Consider the following 17,959-nt stretch of genomic DNA (forward strand, 5'->3'; position numbering starts at 1 on the left):
AATTACTCGGCGGTATGAGCGGCGATGGTGCAGGCGGGTTTGCCGGCAGCGTATTTAAGACTGGGGTCGACCAGCGCGTCGAAGCGTTTCAGCGCTTCGGAGCCAATCAAAAGCGGATATTGGAACGCACTTCGGTCGGTCAGGTTCACTTCGATGCTGCGCAAAGCCGAACCCATGCAGATATCCAGCTCGATCACCGGACGGGCGGTGTACTTCTTGCCTTCTTCCGGGTCGTAGTCGCCAGCGCGACGCTTGATCTTGCTGACCCGGGCCAGCGGCCGTTCGATCGGGTGCGAATGCGCGGCGTCGATGGCCAGATAAAAGCGCACCCAGGACTCGCCGTTGCGTTTGAAGCGTTTGATGTCGCGGGCGCTCAGCGAGGCAGTTTTCGCCCCGGTGTCGAGTTTGGCCGCGACTTCGAGATTGATGCCATCAAGCGATGCATATTCGTTGAGGCCGTACACGGTTTTTTCCCCCGCAGCGGCGAGGCCGGGCAGGCAAAAAAGGGCAAAAAATGTCGGGAAAGGCTTGAGTCTCATAAATCCTGGTGCGCAGCGTTCCGTTGTCGGTTCAGGTCCCTGGCAAAACTTGCGCAAGGCCCTTCGTGTGCCTATCAGCTTTTTATGACAAGCCGTACAAATGGCCAGCAAATGCGGGCGGCATTCTAGCACGGTGGTTTTATGGCGCCAGCGCCTGGGCCGGTCTATAACCCCAAGGGCTATTGATAAGGCTTATTAGACGATTGTCGACAATATCGATTTATCCTTTGACTGATGCAGGCTAATTGGCTAGTTTTTGCCGCATTGGATTTGAAGGTGTCGACAATATGCTGGATCAACTCGATCCCCCGGTCATCAGCGGCGACGATTCCGAGACACTTTCGGAAAACGTCTTCCGGCGCATCCAGGCGGCTATCGTCAAAGGCGAGATCGCCCCGGGCAGCAAGATCTCCGAGCCGGAACTGGCGCGCACCTACGGCATCAGCCGAGGGCCGCTGCGCGAAGCCATTCATCGGCTGGAAGGCCAGCGCCTGCTGGTGCGCGTGCCGCATGTCGGTGCGCGGGTGGTCTCACTGAGCCACGCCGAATTGCTTGAACTCTACGAAATCCGCGAATCCCTTGAGGGCATGGCCTGCCGGCTGGCGGCCGAGCGCATGAGCGTCGAAGAAATCGACGAACTGCGCCGCGTATTGGAAACCCACGAACGCGACGCGGCGTTTCAGGCGGGCGTTGGCTACTACCAGCAGGAAGGCGATTTCGACTTCCACTACCGGATCATCCAGGGCAGCGGCAACCGCACCCTCACGCAAATGCTCTGCGGCGAGCTCTATCAACTGGTGCGCATGTACCGCATCCAGTTTTCCACCACGCCGAACCGTCCACGCCAGGCCTTCGCCGAACACCACCGGATTCTCGATGCCATTGCCGACCGTGACGGCGAGCTCGCGGAATTGTTGATGCGCCGTCACATCGGCGCCTCGAAACGCAACATCGCCCGTCATTACCAGGACGGCGCCCACAATAAGACAGCCACTGAACGAGGTGAGTCATGAGTTCCAAGCACAGCACTCCAGGCCAGCGTTTCCGCGATGCGGTCGCCAGCGAGCACCCATTGCAAGTGGTCGGCGCGATCAACGCCAACCACGCGTTGCTGGCCAAGCGCGCCGGTTTCAAGGCGATCTACCTGTCCGGTGGCGGGGTGGCCGCAGGCTCGCTCGGCGTGCCGGACTTGGGTATCACCGGGCTGGATGATGTGCTGACCGATGTGCGCCGCATTACCGACGTCTGCGATCTGCCGCTGTTGGTGGACGTCGATACCGGTTTCGGCTCCTCGGCGTTCAACGTCGCGCGCACGGTCAAGTCGATGATCAAGTTCGGCGCGGCGGCGATTCACATCGAAGATCAGGTTGGCGCCAAGCGCTGCGGCCATCGCCCGAATAAAGAGATCGTCAGCCAGCAGGAAATGGTCGACCGCATCAAAGCCGCCGTCGATGCCCGCACCGATGACAGCTTCGTGATCATGGCGCGCACTGATGCGTTGGCGGTGGAAGGTCTGGAATCGGCGCTGGATCGCGCAGCAGCGTGCATCGAGGCCGGCGCCGACATGATCTTCCCGGAAGCCATCACCGAGCTGGAAATGTACAAGCTGTTCGCCAACCGCGTGAAAGCGCCGATTCTGGCCAACATCACCGAGTTCGGTTCGACGCCGCTGTACACCACCGAGCAATTGGCTGGCGCCGACGTGTCGCTGGTGCTCTACCCGCTGTCGGCGTTCCGCGCGATGAACAAAGCTGCGGAAAACGTCTACACCGCGATCCGCCGCGACGGCACGCAGCAGAATGTCATCGACACCATGCAGACTCGCATGGAGCTTTACGATCGCATTGATTACCACACCTTCGAGCAGAAGCTCGATGCGTTGTTTGCACAAAAGAAAGGCTGATTCAAACCCTGTGGGAGCGAGCCTGCTCGCGAAGGACGCCAACGATAATGCGGTGTTCCTGATGCACCGAGGTGTTGCGACCACCTTCGCGAGCAGGCTCGCTCCCACAAGTTTCCCCTACAAATTCAAGAAGATTGGAGACAGCAATGGCCGAAGCAAAAGTACTCAGTGGCGCCGGGCTCCGTGGCCAGGTTGCCGGGCAAACCGCACTGTCCACCGTGGGCCAGGCCGGTGCCGGGCTGACCTATCGCGGCTACGACGTACGCGAACTGGCAGCCGATGCACAATTTGAAGAAGTGGCGTACCTGCTGCTTTACGGCGAGCTGCCGACCCAGGCGCAACTCGACGAATACCAAGGCAAACTGAGCAAGCTGCGCGATCTGCCGCAAGCGCTGAAAGAAGTGCTCGAACGCATCCCCGCCGACGCCCACCCGATGGACGTGATGCGCACCGGTTGCTCGTTCCTCGGCAACCTCGAGCCGGAGAAAGACTTCTCCGAGCAGCGCGACAAGACTGACCGCTTGCTGGCCGCGTTCCCGGCAATCATGTGCTACTGGTATCGCTTCAGCCACGATGGCAAACGGATCAATTGCGTGAGCGACGAACCGACCATCGGCGGCCACTTCCTGCACCTGCTGCATGACAAGAAGCCGAGCGAACTGCACGTCAAAGTCATGAACGTCTCGCTGATCCTTTACGCCGAGCACGAATTCAACGCCTCGACCTTCACCGCGCGGGTTTGCGCGTCGACCCTGTCCGACCTGTATTCCTGCGTAACGGCGGCCATCGGTTCGCTGCGTGGCCCGTTGCACGGCGGCGCCAACGAAGCCGCGATGGAAATGATCGAGCGCTTCTCCTCGCCGGAAGAGGCGATCAAAGGCACCCTCGGCATGCTCGAGCGCAAGGACAAGATCATGGGCTTCGGTCACGCGATCTATAAGGACAGCGATCCGCGCAACGAGGTGATCAAGGGCTGGTCGAAAAAACTCGCTGACGAAGTCGGTGACAAGGTGCTGTTTGCGGTTTCCGAAGCCATCGACAAGACCATGTGGGAACAGAAGAAGCTGTTCCCCAACGCCGACTTTTACCATGCCTCGGCGTACCACTTCATGGGCATCCCGACCAAGCTGTTCACGCCGATCTTCGTCTGCTCGCGCCTGACCGGCTGGGCCGCGCACGTGTTCGAACAGCGTGCCAACAACCGCATCATCCGCCCGAGCGCCGAGTACGTCGGCGTCGAACAGCGCAAGTTCGTGCCAATCGAACGTCGCTGAATGGTGGGCGCCGAACACTGATCCGAGATTCACCGAAGACCCTGTGGGAGCTGGCTTGCCAGCGATGACTGAGTCACATCCAACATTGATGTCGACTGACCCACCGCTATCGCTGGCAAGCCAGCTCCCACAGGGTTCAGTGTGAAGTTAAAGATCGGCGACCGGCCCTACCTCTTGAAACTACCGTGACCCGAGTCCTGACCCGATGAACACAGAATTTCGCAAGAACCTGCCCGGCACGCCGCTGGACTACTTCGATGTCCGCACCGCGGTTGAAGCGATCCAGCCCGGCAGCTACGACACCCTGCCGTACACCTCCCGCGTGCTGGCGGAAAACCTCGTGCGTCGCTGCGACCCGGCCACGCTCACCGATTCCCTCAAGCAATTGATCGAGCGCAAACGCGACCTCGACTTCCCGTGGTTCCCGGCGCGCGTGGTCTGCCACGACATTCTCGGTCAGACCGCGTTGGTCGACCTCGCCGGCCTGCGCGACGCAATCGCCTTGCAGGGCGGTGATCCGGCGCAGGTCAACCCGGTGGTGCCGACGCAACTGATCGTCGACCACTCGCTGGCGGTGGAGGCGGGCGGCTTTGACAAGCAGGCATTCGAGAAAAACCGCGCCATCGAAGACCGTCGCAACGAAGACCGTTTCCACTTCATCAACTGGACCAAAAAAGCCTTCAAAAACGTTGATGTGATCCCGCCGGGCAACGGCATCATGCACCAGATCAACTTGGAGAAAATGTCTCCGGTGATCCAGGTGCGTGACGGCGTGGCGTTCCCTGACACCTGCGTCGGCACCGACAGCCACACCCCGCACGTCGATGCACTGGGCGTGATCGCGATCGGCGTCGGCGGCCTCGAAGCCGAGAGCGTAATGCTCGGTCGCGCCTCATGGATGCGCCTGCCGGAAAGCGTCGGCGTCGAACTGACTGGCAAGCTGCAACCGGGCATCACCGCCACCGACATGGTGCTGGCGCTGACCGAATACCTGCGCAAACAGAAAGTCGTCGGCGCCTGGCTGGAGTTCTTCGGCGAGGGCGCAGCCAACCTGACCCTCGGCGACCGCGCGACCATCTCCAACATGGCCCCGGAATACGGCGCCACGGCGGCGATGTTCTACATCGACCAGCAGACCATCGATTATCTGAAACTGACCGGCCGTGAAGACCAGCAAGTGCAGTTGGTCGAGCACTACGCCAAGACCACCGGCCTGTGGGCCGACAGCCTGAAAAGCGCGCAGTACGAACGCGGTCTGACCTTCGACCTGTCTTCGGTCGTGCGCAACATGGCCGGCCCGAGCAACCCGCACGCCCGCGTCGCAGTGTCCGATCTGGCGGCCAAAGGCATCTCCGGGCAGTGGGATGACGTTCCGGGGCAAATGCCCGACGGTGCGGTGATCATCGCCGCCATCACCAGTTGCACCAACACCAGTAACCCGCGCAACGTGATTGCTGCCGGCCTGCTCGCACGCAACGCCAACAAGCTCGGCCTGACCCGCAAGCCATGGGTGAAATCCTCGCTGGCGCCGGGCTCGAAAACCGTGGCGCTGTACCTCGATGAAGCGGGGCTGACCACGGAGCTGGAGCAACTCGGTTTCGGCGTCGTCGCCTTCGCTTGCACCACCTGTAACGGCATGTCCGGCGCCCTCGATCCGGTGATCCAGCAAGAGATCATCGACCGCGATCTCTACGCCACCGCTGTGCTTTCCGGCAACCGCAACTTCGACGGCCGCATCCATCCGTATGCCAAGCAGGCGTTTCTCGCATCGCCGCCGTTGGTGGTCGCGTATGCCATCGCCGGCACCATCCGTTTCGATATCGAAAAAGATGTTCTCGGCGTTGTGGATGGCAAGGAAATCCGCCTGAAAGACATCTGGCCGAGCGACGAAGAAATCGACGCTGTGGTGAAGTCTTCGGTCAAGCCCGAGCAGTTCCGTCAGGTCTACATTCCGATGTTCGCCGTCCATGAAGACACCGGCCCGAAAGTCACGCCGTTGTACGACTGGCGCGAAATGAGCACCTACATCCGCCGACCGCCGTACTGGGAAGGCGCGCTGGCCGGTGCGCGTCCGCTTAAAGGTATGCGCCCGTTGGCGGTGCTGCCGGACAACATCACTACCGATCACCTGTCGCCGTCCAACGCGATCATGCTCGACAGTGCCGCCGGCGAATACCTGGCGAAAATGGGCCTGCCGGAAGAGGACTTCAACTCTTACGCAACGCACCGTGGCGACCACCTGACCGCACAGCGCGCAACGTTTGCCAACCCGAAACTGTTCAACGAAATGGTCGTGGAAAACGGCAAGGTCAAACAGGGTTCGCTGGCGCGGGTCGAGCCGGAAGGCAAGGTCATGCGCATGTGGGAAGCCATCGAAACCTACATGGAACGCAAGCAGCCGCTGATCATCATTGCCGGTGCTGACTACGGCCAGGGTTCGTCCCGCGACTGGGCGGCCAAAGGCGTGCGTCTGGCCGGTGTCGAAGCGATCGTCGCCGAAGGTTTCGAGCGCATTCACCGCACCAATCTGGTGGGCATGGGCGTGTTGCCGCTGGAGTTCAAACCGGGCACCGACCGCCACACCCTGGCCATCGATGGCAGCGAAACCTACGACGTGATCGGCGCCCGTACACCGCGTGCCGACCTGACGCTGGTGATCCATCGCAAAAACGGCGAGCGCGTCGAAGTGTCCGTGACCTGCCGTCTGGATACCGCTGAAGAAGTGTCGATCTACGAGGCCGGCGGCGTGTTGCAACGCTTCGCTCAAGACTTCCTCGAAGAGTCGGCGGTGGCCGTTTAAATCAACTGATGTGGGCATGGGACTTCAAGTCCCATGTCTTCGTTAAGGAGCACCATGGCTCACGCACCACAAATCAAGATTCCCGCCACCTACATGCGCGGCGGCACCAGCAAAGGCGTGTTCTTCAGCCTCAGGGATCTGCCCGAAGCCGCGCAGGTTCCCGGCCCGGCCCGCGACGCCTTGCTGCTGCGCGTGATCGGCAGCCCCGACCCGTACGACAAGCAGATCGACGGCATGGGCGGCGCCACGTCCAGCACCAGCAAAACCGTGATTCTGTCGAAAAGCATCAAGGCCGATCATGACGTCGATTACCTGTTCGGTCAGGTCTCCATCGACAAGCCGTTCGTCGACTGGAGCGGCAACTGCGGCAACCTCTCGGCAGCCGTTGGTTCGTTCGCCATCAGCAACGGTCTGGTCGATGCCAGCCGCATTCCACACAACGGTGTGGCGGTGGTGCGCGTATGGCAGGCCAACATCGGCAAGACCATCATCGCCCACGTGCCGATCACCAATGGTGAAGTGCAAGAGACAGGTGATTTCGAACTCGACGGCGTGACCTTTCCGGCCGCCGAAGTGCAAGTCGAATTCATGGACCCGGCGGCGGAAGAAGAGGGCGGCGGTGGTTCGATGTTCCCCACCGGCAACCTGATCGATGAGCTGGAAGTGCCGGGTGTTGGTACCTTCAAGGCGACCATGATCAATGCCGGGATTCCGACGATTTTTGTCAACGCCGAAGACATTGGTTACACCGGCACCGAGTTGCAGAGCGCGATCAACAGCGATCCGAAGGCGCTACAGATGTTCGAGACAATTCGTGCTTATGGCGCCCTGCGCATGGGCCTGATTGCCAACCTAGATGAAGCGGCGAAACGTCAACACACGCCGAAAGTCGCGTTCGTGGCCAAGCCTTCGGATTACGTGGCCTCCAGCGGCAAAACCGTGGCGGCTGGCGATGTTGATTTGCTGGTGCGCGCGTTGTCGATGGGCAAGTTGCACCACGCGATGATGGGCACGGCGGCGGTGGCGATTGGTACCGCAGCAGCCATTTCCGGGACCTTGGTCAACCTTGCCGCGGGCGGTGTTGAACGCAACGCCGTGCGCTTCGGTCATCCGTCCGGGACCTTGCGCGTCGGCGCCGAAGCCAGCCTGGAAAACGGCGAATGGGTGGTAAAAAAAGCCATCATGAGCCGCAGTGCGCGGGTGTTGATGGAAGGTTACGTCCGGATCCCCGGTGATTCTTTCTGACACAACGCTGCACCCTGTAGGAGTGAGCCTGCTCGCGATGGCTGACTGATATTCACCATCAATGTTGCCTGATATGCCGCAATCGCGAGCAGGCTCACTCCTACAGTTTCCGTATTTCAACAATAAGAAATCGTTAGCCCTGAACCGAGGTCCCATCAACGAACCACTTCAAGAGTGAATCGAACATGAGCGCCAACGTCGACCTGAACAACCGCCCCGACTACGACCAAGTCCTGCAGGACATCGCCGATTACGTCCTCAGCTACAAAGTCGAATCCAGCGAAGCCCTGAACACCGCCCGCGACTGCCTGATGGACACCTTGGGCTGCGGCCTGCTGGCGCTGCGTTTCCCCGAATGCACCAAGCATCTTGGCCCGATTGTCGAAGGCACTGTCGTGCCGTTTGGCGCGCGGGTTCCGGGCACCAGTTATCGCCTCGACCCGGTGAAGGCCGCGTGGGACATCGGCTGCATCGTCCGTTGGCTCGACTACAACGACACCTGGCTCGCCGCTGAATGGGGGCATCCGTCGGACAACCTCGGCGGCATTCTTGCAGTGGCCGATCACCTCTCGCAAAAACGTCTGGCCAATGGCGAAGCACCGCTGACGATTCGCGATGTGCTCGAAGCCATGATCATGGCCCATGAAATTCAAGGCATCATCGCCCTGGAAAACTCCTTCAACCGCGTAGGACTCGATCACGTCATTCTGGTGAAAGTCGCCTCGACCGCTGTGGCCGCCAAATTGATGGGCGCCAACCGCGAGCAACTGCTGTCGGCGTTGTCCCACGCGTTCGCCGATGGGCAGGCGTTGCGCACCTATCGCCACGCGCCAAACGCCGGCTCGCGCAAATCCTGGGCGGCGGGGGATGCATCGAGTCGCGGCGTGCGTCTGGCCGACATCGCCCTTCGCGGCGAGATGGGCATTCCCGGTGTTTTGAGCGCTAGACAGTGGGGCTTTTACGACGTGCTGTTCAGCCACACCAACAGCGATCTGGCGTTGAAGCCCGAGGACAAACGCAGCTTCAGCTTTTCACGGCCGTTCGGCAGTTACGTGATGGAAAACGTCCTGTTCAAAATCAGCTTCCCTGCCGAATTCCACGCGCAAACGGCCTGCGAAGCGGCCGTGACACTGCATCCACAAGTGCGCAATCGTCTGCACGAGATCGACAGAATTGTCATCACCACCCATGAATCGGCGATTCGCATCATCTCCAAGGTCGGGCCGCTGGCCAACGCGGCCGACCGCGATCACTGCATCCAGTACATGACCGCTGTGCCGCTGGCCTTCGGCAATCTGGTGGCCGAGCAATACGAAGACGACTTCCACAAGGCGCATCCGATCATCGATGTGCTGCGCGAGAAAATGGTCATCGTCGAAGAGCCGCGCTTCACCCGCGAGTATCTGGAGGCCGACAAACGCTCGATTGCCAACGCCGTGCAGGTGTTTTTCAAGGACGGTTCAAGTACCGAGAACGTGATCGTGGAGTACCCGATCGGCCATCGTCGACGTCGCGCCGAAGGAGTGCCGTTGCTCGAAGACAAGTTCAAGGCAAACCTCGCCACCCGTTTCACGGGGCAACGCTGCGCCGAGATTTTCGCGTTGTGCAAGGATCAGACGCAGCTTGAAGCGACCGCGGTGAACCGCTTTGTCGACCTGTTGGTGATCTGAGGTCGGCGCAGGCGTCGTCATTCGAATCGCAGGATCACCCGTCGATTGTTCCTGCTTTTCTTTTCGATTTTTTCGCAAAACACTCGGCCGATTTCCCGGGTGTTTTGCACATGGGTGCCGCCACAGGGCTGGATGTCGATGCCGATGACTTCAACCATCCGCAGGTCGCCCTGAATCACTGGCGGTTTGACGGTTTTGCTGCCGGTGCTTTGCAGCAGTGCGGGGTATTCCGAGGCCGGCATCGACAAAGTGCTGACTGGAATGGCCTGCTCAATCAGCGCGTTGAGTTCGTCAGTGATGCTCTCTTTGTCGAGGGTCATTTCCGGCAGATCGAAATCCAGGCGTCCCTTGTCGGCGCTGATGCTGCACCCGGTTACCGGCGCATTGATGATCGAACCCAGCAGGTGCAGGCAGGTGTGCATCTTCATGTGTTGATAGCGCCGCTGCCAATCGAGGCTGGCATTGAGCAGGGCGCCCGTGCACAGGTGCGGCGGGCATTGCTCTACCTGATGCCAGATGATCGACGGCAGCAAGGGATCGCGCACCGTGCCCGTGACGTTGATCCGCGTGCCATCCGGCAGGCTGAAATACCCGGTATCCCCGGGTTGCCCACCTCCGGTTGGATAAAAGAGGGTGTGTTCCAGCACGACGGCTTGATCAACCACCGCGATGACCCGCGCACTGAAGTCGCGCTGGTAGGGTGCATTGTTAAACAGGCTGAGGGTTTCCATGGTGTGTACCGACATTTGAACCTCCAATGTTCAAAGTGAGTTCTGCTGCGAATCGGCGAGTGTTTTTCAGCGTTTGACGGGCAGTTTGGTGATGGCGAAACCGGCGAGCAGGGTTGCCGAATAGAGCATCAGGTCGCGAGAGATTTGCGTGCCTTCGTACCAGGCGCCGATGATCACGGCGAACACCGGAAAGATGATGAAGACGAACGACAGAAGCACCGGACTCAAGCGTTTGAGCAGGATGAAATAGACGATAAAGCCGCCGACCGACGCCACCAGTCCGAGGTAGAGCAGGGCGCCCCACGAGCGCGGGGTGATCGAGGCGAATGTCGGGCTTTCCAGACCCAGGCCAACCACCAGCAGCATCAAACCGGCGATGCCGATGGGCAGGGTGTTGTAAGTGATCACGCTGATCGCGCTGCCATGCTTTTTGGTCACCACGTAGCACAGGGCATGCAGGATCGCCGCGCCGAGAATCGCCAGCACGCCAAGCCATTCGGCCTGATCCAGATGCAAGCCCTGGCTGCGGATAATCATGAACAGACTGCCGAAGCCGATGGCGATGCCGAGCATCTGCGCGGGGTGGATTTTCTCGCGCAGAAACACCGCGGAAAAAATCAGGATGAACACCGGCATGCCACTGAACAACAGAGCGGTCAGGCCGGAGGAGACGTGCGTCTCGCCGTAGTTGAGCAAGTAGTACGGCAGGCTGAAGTACGACAACGTGACGAACACGAAAAACCAGCGACTTTGCCGGGGAAACAACAAAGGCTCCTTGCGTAATACGGCGAAACCCAGAAACAGCGGGAAGGCAATCAGAAAACGCAGGCCGGCGGCCGTCAGGGGCGGCACGCTTTCCACCGCAATCTTTATCCCCAGCCACGTGGTGCCCCAGCTCAGACAGACGATGAGAAACAGCAGGCTGGTGACTAACCCGCCGAGCCACGGCTTGCTGATGTTCAACGGTGTGCTGACAGCGGTCGACATGCTGGGTGCTCCGGACAGCAGAATTGACCTCGTCACTGAAAAGGTCTATCCCTGATTGAACCTGTTTTCCTTACGCTATTCGGGGCGAGAATGAGTGTCAAAGTAAGTATTGCCATGGTGTCAATCCTCCGTGACGGACTCGCCCATGGCGTCGGTGTGAAGTACAAGCGGCTCGCGGATGCGGTGGAAAAAGCCATCGGTGCCGGGGTCATCGAACCCGGTAGCAAGCTGCCGCCTCACCGACTGTTGGCCGACAGTCTTGGCGTCACCATCGGCACCATCAGTCGTGCTTACGGCGAATTGGAGCGTGTAGGGCTGGTGGTGGCGCGCGTAGGCGATGGCACTTATGTGCGTCAGCGCGGGATGGAACGGCCGCAGGACAAGGGCTTTCGCAATGTCAGCGATGAACCGCAAGCCTGCCTGGACATGAGCCGGAATCAGCCGATCCCCGGGCAGGAAACGGCCTTGATGAGCCAAGCCCTGCACACCCTGGCGAGTGATTCGCGACGCTTGCAGCAATTGACGGGGTACACCCCCGAAGGTGGGTTGCCAAGGCATCGCGCGGCGGGAGCTGATTGGCTGCGTCACCGGGATTTCGCGCCTCACGCCGATCATGTGCTGTGCGTCAACGGCGGGCAGCATGGCCTGTTGTGTGCGTTGATGGGGTTGCTCAAGGCCGGCGACACCGTGGTCACCGAGCATTTGTCCTACCCCGGATTGATCAGCGTCGCACGTCAGCTCGGGATAAAGCTGATTGGTGCGGGGGTGGATGACGAAGGACTGTTGCCTTCATCTCTGCAGGACGTTTGCCGTCAGCATCGCGTCTCGGCGCTGTATTGCACGCCGACGATCCAGAATCCTACGGCTGCGGTCATGTCCGTCTCGCGGCGCGAGGCGATTGCCGAGGTCTGTCGTGAACACAATCTACTGATTATTGAAGATGAAGCCCATGCGGTGCTGGATCGCCAGCGCCCGCTACCCCTGAGTTATTACGCCGCGGAGCGTTCGGTGTTGATCGGCAGTTTGAGCAAGGCTGTTTCAGCAGGGTTGCGCATCGGCTATCTGCATGCACCGCAGGCATTGATCGGTCGCCTGAGTGCTGCGATTCGTGGCACCTGCTGGATGGCCAATCCACTGGCGATGGAAGTGGCGAGCCAGTGGATCGAAAACGGCATGGCCGAGCGTTTGCTGGATGAGCAGATAAACGAGATCACCCGGCGCAAGGCGTTGGTTGCGGGGGCGCTGGAAGGGCTGAGCTACAAGACGCACAGCCAAAGTCCGCATTTCTGGGTGGAAGTGCCTGAGTTGTGGCGCGCGTCGCAGATCGCCGCTGAACTGAAAGAGCGCAACTACCTGGTTGCCACAGCCGAGGCGTTTGCGGTGGGGCATGCGGCGGTGCCGCAGTTTATTCGGGTGAGTGTGTGTAACTCGGTGGGTGATGACGGCTTGTTGCTGGCGGGGTTTGAGGCTTTAAATCGCGCACTGACAGAGACCGTGTGATCGTTCATCGCGGGCAAGCCCGCTCCCACAGGTTTCTCTAGTGTTTGCAAATTTCGCATTCACTACAAAACCCTGTGGGAGCTGGCTTGCCCGCGATGGCGTCAGCCCGGACACCGCAAAATTATTTGAAGCGCCGCTCCACGCCTTTCTCCACCAGAATCTTCGCCGAAATCTCTTCCACCGAAAAATGCGTGGAGTTGATGTTCGGAATGTTCTCGCGGCGGAACAGATTTTCCACTTCGCGCACTTCGAATTCGCACTGGGCGTAGCTCGAATAGCGGCTGTTGGGTTTGCGCTCGTTACGGATCGCGGTGAGGCGGTCCGGGTCGATGGTCAGGCCGAACAGCTTGTGCTGGTGGGCGCGCAGGGCGGACGGCAGGGTCAGGCGCTCCATGTCGTCTTCGGTCAGCGGATAGTTCGCTGCGCGGATGCCGAATTGCATGGCCATGTACAGGCACGTCGGCGTCTTACCACATCGCGACACGCCCACTAGTATCAAGTCAGCCTTGTCGTAATAGTGCGTGCGCGCGCCGTCGTCGTTGTCGAGGGCGAAGTTCACCGCCTCGATGCGCTCCATGTAATTGGAGTTGTGCCCGATCGAATGGGACTTGCCGACGGTGTAGGAAGAATGCTCGGTCAGTTCCTGCTCGAGCGGGGCGAGGAAGGTCGAGAAAATGTCGATCATGAAACCATTGGACGTTGCGAGAATCTCACGAATGTCCTGATTGACGATGGTGTCGAAGATGATCGGGCGAAAGCCGTCGGTTTCAGCGGCTTTGTTGATTTGTTGTACCATGGCCCGCGCTTTTTCCACGCTATCGATGTACGGTCGCGTGAATTTGCTGAAGGTAATGTTTTCGAACTGCGCCAAGAGGCTTTGACCCAGGGTTTCGGCGGTGATGCCGGTGCCATCGGAGATAAAGAAAGCAGATCGTTTCATTTGCACCTTGGGCCTTAAGCTAATAAGCAATCTTGGATATGATAGGCGCGATTTGCCGGCCGCCATTGGCCAGCATTCTCACTTATTTTCCAGGTCCAGGCCATACAACCGGCCAACGCTCCCCCGAGCAGCCGGTTTCTGAGCTTTTCCAACACAGTTAGTGGAGAGATCACCTTGGTAGAGTACGTAGTTTCCCTCGATAAGCTCGGCAAACACGATGTTGAGCATGTGGGGGGCAAGAACGCATCCCTGGGCGAGATGATCAGTAACCTGGCAGGCGCCGGTGTTTCGGTCCCCGGCGGCTTCGCCACGACGGCTCAGGCCTATCGTGATTTCCTCGAACTGAGCGGCCTCAACGACCAGATCCACAAGGCCCTCGACGCGCTCGACGTCGACGACGTCAATGCCCTGGCCAAGACCGGCGCGCAGATCCGTCAATGGATCATGGAAGCCGAATTCCCCGAAAAACTGAATGCCGAGATCCGCACCGCGTTCGCCGCGCTGTCGGCCGGCAACCCTGACGTGGCCGTAGCGGTGCGTTCTTCCGCCACCGCCGAAGACCTGCCGGACGCATCCTTCGCCGGTCAGCAGGAAACCTTCCTGAACATCCGTGGTGTGGAAAACGTCATCCGCGCCGCCAAAGAGGTGTTCGCTTCGCTTTTCAACGACCGTGCGATTTCCTACCGCGTGCACCAGGGCTTCGACCACAAACTGGTCGCCCTGTCGGCCGGCGTGCAGCGCATGGTGCGTTCGGAAACCGGCACTGCCGGCGTAATGTTCACCCTCGATACCGAATCCGGTTTCCGTGACGTGGTGTTCATCACCGGCGCTTACGGCCTGGGCGAAACCGTCGTTCAAGGCGCGGTGAACCCGGATGAGTTCTACGTGCACAAAGGCACGCTGGAGGCCGGTCGCCCGGCGATCCTGCGTCGCAACCTGGGCAGCAAAGCCATCAAGATGATCTACGGTGACGAGGCCAAGGCCGGTCGTTCGGTCAAGACTGTCGATGTCGACAAGGCCGAGCGTGCGCGTTTCTGCCTGACCGACGCTGAAGTCAGCGAACTGGCCAAGCAGGCAATGATCATCGAGAAGCACTACGGCTGCCCGATGGACATCGAGTGGGCCAAGGACGGTGACGACGGCAAGCTGTACATCGTGCAGGCGCGTCCGGAAACCGTAAAAAGCCGAACACAGGCCAACGTCATGGAACGTTACCTGCTGAAAGAAACCGGCACTGTGCTGGTTGAGGGTCGTGCTATCGGCCAGCGCATTGGCGCCGGTAAAGTGCGGATCATTAAAGACGTGTCCGAGATGGACAAAGTCCAACCGGGCGACGTGCTGGTTTCCGACATGACCGACCCGGACTGGGAACCGGTGATGAAGCGCGCCAGCGCCATCGTTACCAACCGTGGCGGCCGTACCTGCCACGCAGCGATCATCGCCCGTGAACTGGGTATTCCGGCAGTCGTCGGTTGCGGCAACGCCACCCAACTGCTGAAGGATGGCCAGGGTGTGACCGTTTCGTGCGCCGAAGGCGACACCGGTTACATCTTCGAAGGCGAGCTGGGCTTCGACATCAAGAAGAACTCCGTCGATGCCATGCCGGAGCTGCCGTTCAAAATCATGATGAACGTCGGCAACCCGGACCGCGCTTTCGACTTCGCGCAGTTGCCGAACGCTGGTGTGGGCCTGGCCCGTCTGGAATTCATCATCAACCGCATGATCGGTGTGCACCCGAAAGCGCTGTTGAACTACGACGGTCTGCCGCAGGAAATCAAGGAAAGCGTCGACAAGCGCATTGCCGGTTACGACGATCCGGTCGGTTTCTACGTCGAAAAACTGGTTGAAGGCATCAGCACCCTCGCTGCAGCGTTCGCACCGAAGAAGGTCATCGTGCGTCTGTCGGACTTCAAGTCCAACGAATACGCCAACCTGATCGGCGGCAAACTGTACGAGCCGGAAGAAGAAAACCCGATGCTGGGCTTCCGTGGCGCTTCGCGTTACATCAGCGAATCGTTCCGCGACTGCTTCGAACTCGAATGCCGCGCGCTGAAACGTGTGCGCAACGAGATGGGCCTGACCAACGTCGAAATCATGGTGCCTTTCGTTCGTACTTTGGGCGAAGCCAGCCAGGTGGTCGATCTGCTCGCCGAAAACGGCTTGAAGCGCGGCGAAAACGGTCTGCGCGTGATCATGATGTGCGAACTGCCTTCCAACGCGATTCTCGCTGAAGAATTCCTCGAGTTCTTCGACGGTTTCTCGATCGGCTCCAACGACCTGACTCAGCTGACCCTGGGCCTGGACCGCGATTCCGGTATCATCGCGCACCTGTTCGACGAGCGTAATCCGGCGGTCAAGAAGCTGTTGGCCAACGCGATTGCCGCGTGCAACAAGGCTGGCAAATACATCGGTATCTGCGGTCAGGGTCCTTCGGACCACCCGGATCTGGCCAAGTGGCTGATGGAGCAGGGCATCGAAAGCGTGTCGCTGAACCCGGACACCGTGCTGGAAACCTGGTTCTTCCTCGCCGAAGGTCAAGCTCAGGCTTGATCAGTATGTGAACGGCCCGCTCCCCTGTGGGAGCGGGTTTGAGATTTGAGTAGGGCGGGCTCCTGTGGATGCCGCCCTTTTTTGTGCAAGAGCATTATGCAAAGCAGCAGCAACCTGTTTCCTGTCGCCCTGATCAGCGCCGAACGGCGTGGTGATCTGAGCGAAGACGTGTATCGCTTGAAACCCGGCAACAGCCCCGACTGGTCCGTGGAGATCGCCGTCACCCGTTTGGGTATGGCCGATGATTCCGCGCCACGTGGTGTGCCGGTGATTTTGTTGCACGGCAGTTTTTCCAATCGGCGTTTCTGGTTTTCACCGAAGGGTCTGGGGCTGGGCGCGTATCTGACGCGCCTGGGTTTCGATGTGTGGATTCCGGAAATGCGCGGCCACGGCCTGTCGCAGCGCAACGAGGAATACCGACGTAACCGTGTCGCCGACTATGCCCGTTACGATCTGCCGGCGATTGCTGCGTTCGTGCGAGAGCAGAGCGGGCAAGTGCCGCACTGGATCGGCCATTCGCTGGGCGGCATCACCTTGGCGGCGGCGCTCGGTGGTGAATACCTCGGTGAGCCTGCCGTGGCCTCGGCGGCGTTTTTCGGCACGCAAGTGAGTCGCACCTATTGGCCGCTGAAAATCCCGCCGGTGGAGTGGAGCGGTCGCTTCATTCTCAAGCGCTTTGCGCAGCTGTCCGGCTCGCGCCTGAAACGAGGGCCGGAAGACGAACCGATCGGTCTGGCCCTCGAAAGCATGCGCTGGTACGGCCTGTTCGGCCGTTTTGGCGATAAGGACAAGGACTGGTGGGCCGGTCTTGCCGATGTGCAAGTGCCGGTACTGGCGGTGAGTGCGGTGGGGGATCATCAGGACCCGGCCTGGGCCTGTCGCAAACTCTTCGAGCAGATTGGCTCCGAGCACAAGCAGTTCGTCAATCTGGGGCGCGAACACGGTTTCAACGACAATTTCGGTCATGTCGAAATGTTGGTGAGCAAGGCCGCGCAGGTGGAGGTGTGGCCGCTGGTAGCGCGTTGGTTGAGCGATCAGCAGACGCCGTTACTGGGCGAAAAGGCGGATCTGGCAGCCGCCGTTTGAGCTGAACGCGCTGAAGAGGGCATTTCGTTCGGCTCGGCTTGCGGCTAAGATATGACGCATTGTGCGGTTCTGGTCATATTTGGTGGCTGTTTCGCTATTACGTTTCAGGGTTTGTTCAGGTTCGTTCAGCGACCATGGGATGGACTAAGGTAAACAGCGACTGCCGGAACTCGTCTCTTCAGAGTGCGTCATCCTTGATCGTCTTCCTTATTGCAGGAGCTTTTCGATGAACCATTACCTTACGCCTGACCTGTGCGACGCCTATCCGGAGCTGGTCCAGGTGCTGGAACCGATGTTCAGCAATTTCGGCGGACGTGATTCGTTCGGCGGCGAAATCGTGACCATCAAGTGCTTCGAAGACAACTCGCTGGTCAAGGAACAAGCGGAACTCAAGGGCAACGGCAAGGTGCTGGTGGTCGATGGCGGTGGTTCCCTGCGTCGTGCGCTGCTGGGCGACATGATCGCCGAGAAAGCCGCGAAAAACGGCTGGGAAGGGCTGGTGATCTACGGCTGCATCCGCGACGTCGACGTCATCGCGCAAACCGATCTGGGCGTGCAGGCGCTGGCCAGTCACCCGATGAAAACCGAAAAACGCGGTATCGGCGACCTCAACGTGGCGGTGACTTTTGCCGGTGTGACGTTTCAACCGGGCCACTACATTTATGCGGATAACAACGGCGTGATCGTCTCGCCGAGCCCGCTGAAGATGCCTGAATAAGAATTTCGACAAAGGG

14 protein-coding genes are annotated in these 17,959 nt (G+C 59.9%); 10 read left to right on the forward strand and 4 right to left on the reverse strand.

What is annotated here, in order from left to right; genetic code table 11:
- Window positions 1–2: 2 nt before the first annotated feature.
- Window positions 3–539 (reverse strand): retropepsin-like aspartic peptidase RloA, encoded by a 537-nt coding sequence (rloA, locus tag AC3WMT_RS12765; protein ID WP_007916436.1) that lies wholly within the window; start codon window positions 537–539, stop codon window positions 3–5.
- A 290-nt stretch (window positions 540–829) separates the two neighbouring features.
- Here rloA and AC3WMT_RS12770 point away from each other — a divergent pair, with 290 nt between their 5' ends.
- The 6 genes from AC3WMT_RS12770 (at window position 830) to prpD (ending at window position 9,431) form a co-directional block, all read left to right on the forward strand.
- Window positions 830–1,552 carry a GntR family transcriptional regulator gene (locus AC3WMT_RS12770; RefSeq protein ID WP_172828118.1) on the forward strand — a complete coding sequence of 241 codons (723 nt, stop codon included), beginning with the start codon at window positions 830–832 and terminating at the stop codon, window positions 1,550–1,552.
- On the forward strand, window positions 1,549–2,442 hold the full coding sequence (gene prpB, locus AC3WMT_RS12775; protein ID WP_103303868.1) for a methylisocitrate lyase: 894 nt from the start codon (window positions 1,549–1,551) through the stop codon (window positions 2,440–2,442). The genes AC3WMT_RS12770 and prpB overlap by 4 nt, the downstream gene beginning before the upstream one ends.
- Window positions 2,443–2,588: 146 nt before the next feature.
- Entirely contained in the window at window positions 2,589–3,716 is a 1,128-nt protein-coding gene (gene prpC / locus AC3WMT_RS12780) for a bifunctional 2-methylcitrate synthase/citrate synthase (RefSeq protein WP_103303869.1), read from the forward strand.
- Between the two features lie 205 nt (window positions 3,717–3,921).
- The gene (gene acnD / locus AC3WMT_RS12785) at window positions 3,922–6,516 is read left to right on the forward strand and encodes a Fe/S-dependent 2-methylisocitrate dehydratase AcnD (RefSeq protein WP_103303870.1); all 2,595 of its coding nucleotides are present in this window, start codon (window positions 3,922–3,924) and stop codon (window positions 6,514–6,516) included.
- Window positions 6,517–6,570: 54 nt separating this feature from the next.
- The gene (prpF, locus tag AC3WMT_RS12790; RefSeq protein ID WP_103303871.1) at window positions 6,571–7,761 is read left to right on the forward strand and encodes a 2-methylaconitate cis-trans isomerase PrpF; all 1,191 of its coding nucleotides are present in this window, start codon (window positions 6,571–6,573) and stop codon (window positions 7,759–7,761) included.
- 185 nt (window positions 7,762–7,946) lie between these two features.
- Window positions 7,947–9,431: a 2-methylcitrate dehydratase gene (gene prpD / locus AC3WMT_RS12795; RefSeq protein WP_103303872.1), complete on the forward strand. Its 1,485-nt coding sequence runs from the start codon at window positions 7,947–7,949 to the stop codon at window positions 9,429–9,431.
- Between the two features lie 17 nt (window positions 9,432–9,448).
- Here prpD and AC3WMT_RS12800 read toward each other — a convergent pair whose 3' ends face one another.
- Together AC3WMT_RS12800 and AC3WMT_RS12805 are read right to left on the reverse strand one after the other, a co-directional pair.
- The gene (locus AC3WMT_RS12800; RefSeq protein ID WP_103303873.1) at window positions 9,449–10,177 is read right to left on the reverse strand and encodes an alanyl-tRNA editing protein; all 729 of its coding nucleotides are present in this window, start codon (window positions 10,175–10,177) and stop codon (window positions 9,449–9,451) included.
- 51 nt (window positions 10,178–10,228) lie between these two features.
- The gene (locus AC3WMT_RS12805) at window positions 10,229–11,149 is read right to left on the reverse strand and encodes a DMT family transporter (protein ID WP_103303874.1); all 921 of its coding nucleotides are present in this window, start codon (window positions 11,147–11,149) and stop codon (window positions 10,229–10,231) included.
- A gap of 90 nt (window positions 11,150–11,239) precedes the next feature.
- On the opposite strand from AC3WMT_RS12805, the gene AC3WMT_RS12810 reads away from it, so the two are divergent.
- On the forward strand, window positions 11,240–12,649 hold the full coding sequence (locus tag AC3WMT_RS12810) for an aminotransferase-like domain-containing protein (RefSeq protein WP_103303875.1): 1,410 nt from the start codon (window positions 11,240–11,242) through the stop codon (window positions 12,647–12,649).
- 121 nt (window positions 12,650–12,770) lie between these two features.
- Here AC3WMT_RS12810 and ppsR read toward each other — a convergent pair whose 3' ends face one another.
- On the reverse strand, window positions 12,771–13,589 hold the full coding sequence (gene ppsR / locus AC3WMT_RS12815; RefSeq protein ID WP_064116928.1) for a posphoenolpyruvate synthetase regulatory kinase/phosphorylase PpsR: 819 nt from the start codon (window positions 13,587–13,589) through the stop codon (window positions 12,771–12,773).
- 174 nt (window positions 13,590–13,763) lie between these two features.
- Here ppsR and ppsA point away from each other — a divergent pair, with 174 nt between their 5' ends.
- The 3 genes from ppsA (at window position 13,764) to rraA (ending at window position 17,943) form a co-directional block, all read left to right on the forward strand.
- Entirely contained in the window at window positions 13,764–16,139 is a 2,376-nt protein-coding gene (ppsA, locus tag AC3WMT_RS12820) for a phosphoenolpyruvate synthase (protein ID WP_103303876.1), read from the forward strand.
- A gap of 96 nt (window positions 16,140–16,235) precedes the next feature.
- On the forward strand, window positions 16,236–17,225 hold the full coding sequence (locus AC3WMT_RS12825) for an alpha/beta fold hydrolase (protein ID WP_103303877.1): 990 nt from the start codon (window positions 16,236–16,238) through the stop codon (window positions 17,223–17,225).
- Window positions 17,226–17,451: 226 nt separating this feature from the next.
- Window positions 17,452–17,943, forward strand: a complete 492-nt coding sequence (gene rraA, locus AC3WMT_RS12830) for a ribonuclease E activity regulator RraA (RefSeq protein WP_103303878.1) — start codon at window positions 17,452–17,454, stop codon at window positions 17,941–17,943.
- Window positions 17,944–17,959 lie beyond the last annotated feature (16 nt).

The sequence above is a fragment of the Pseudomonas sp. FW305-7 genome, assembly GCF_058786735.1.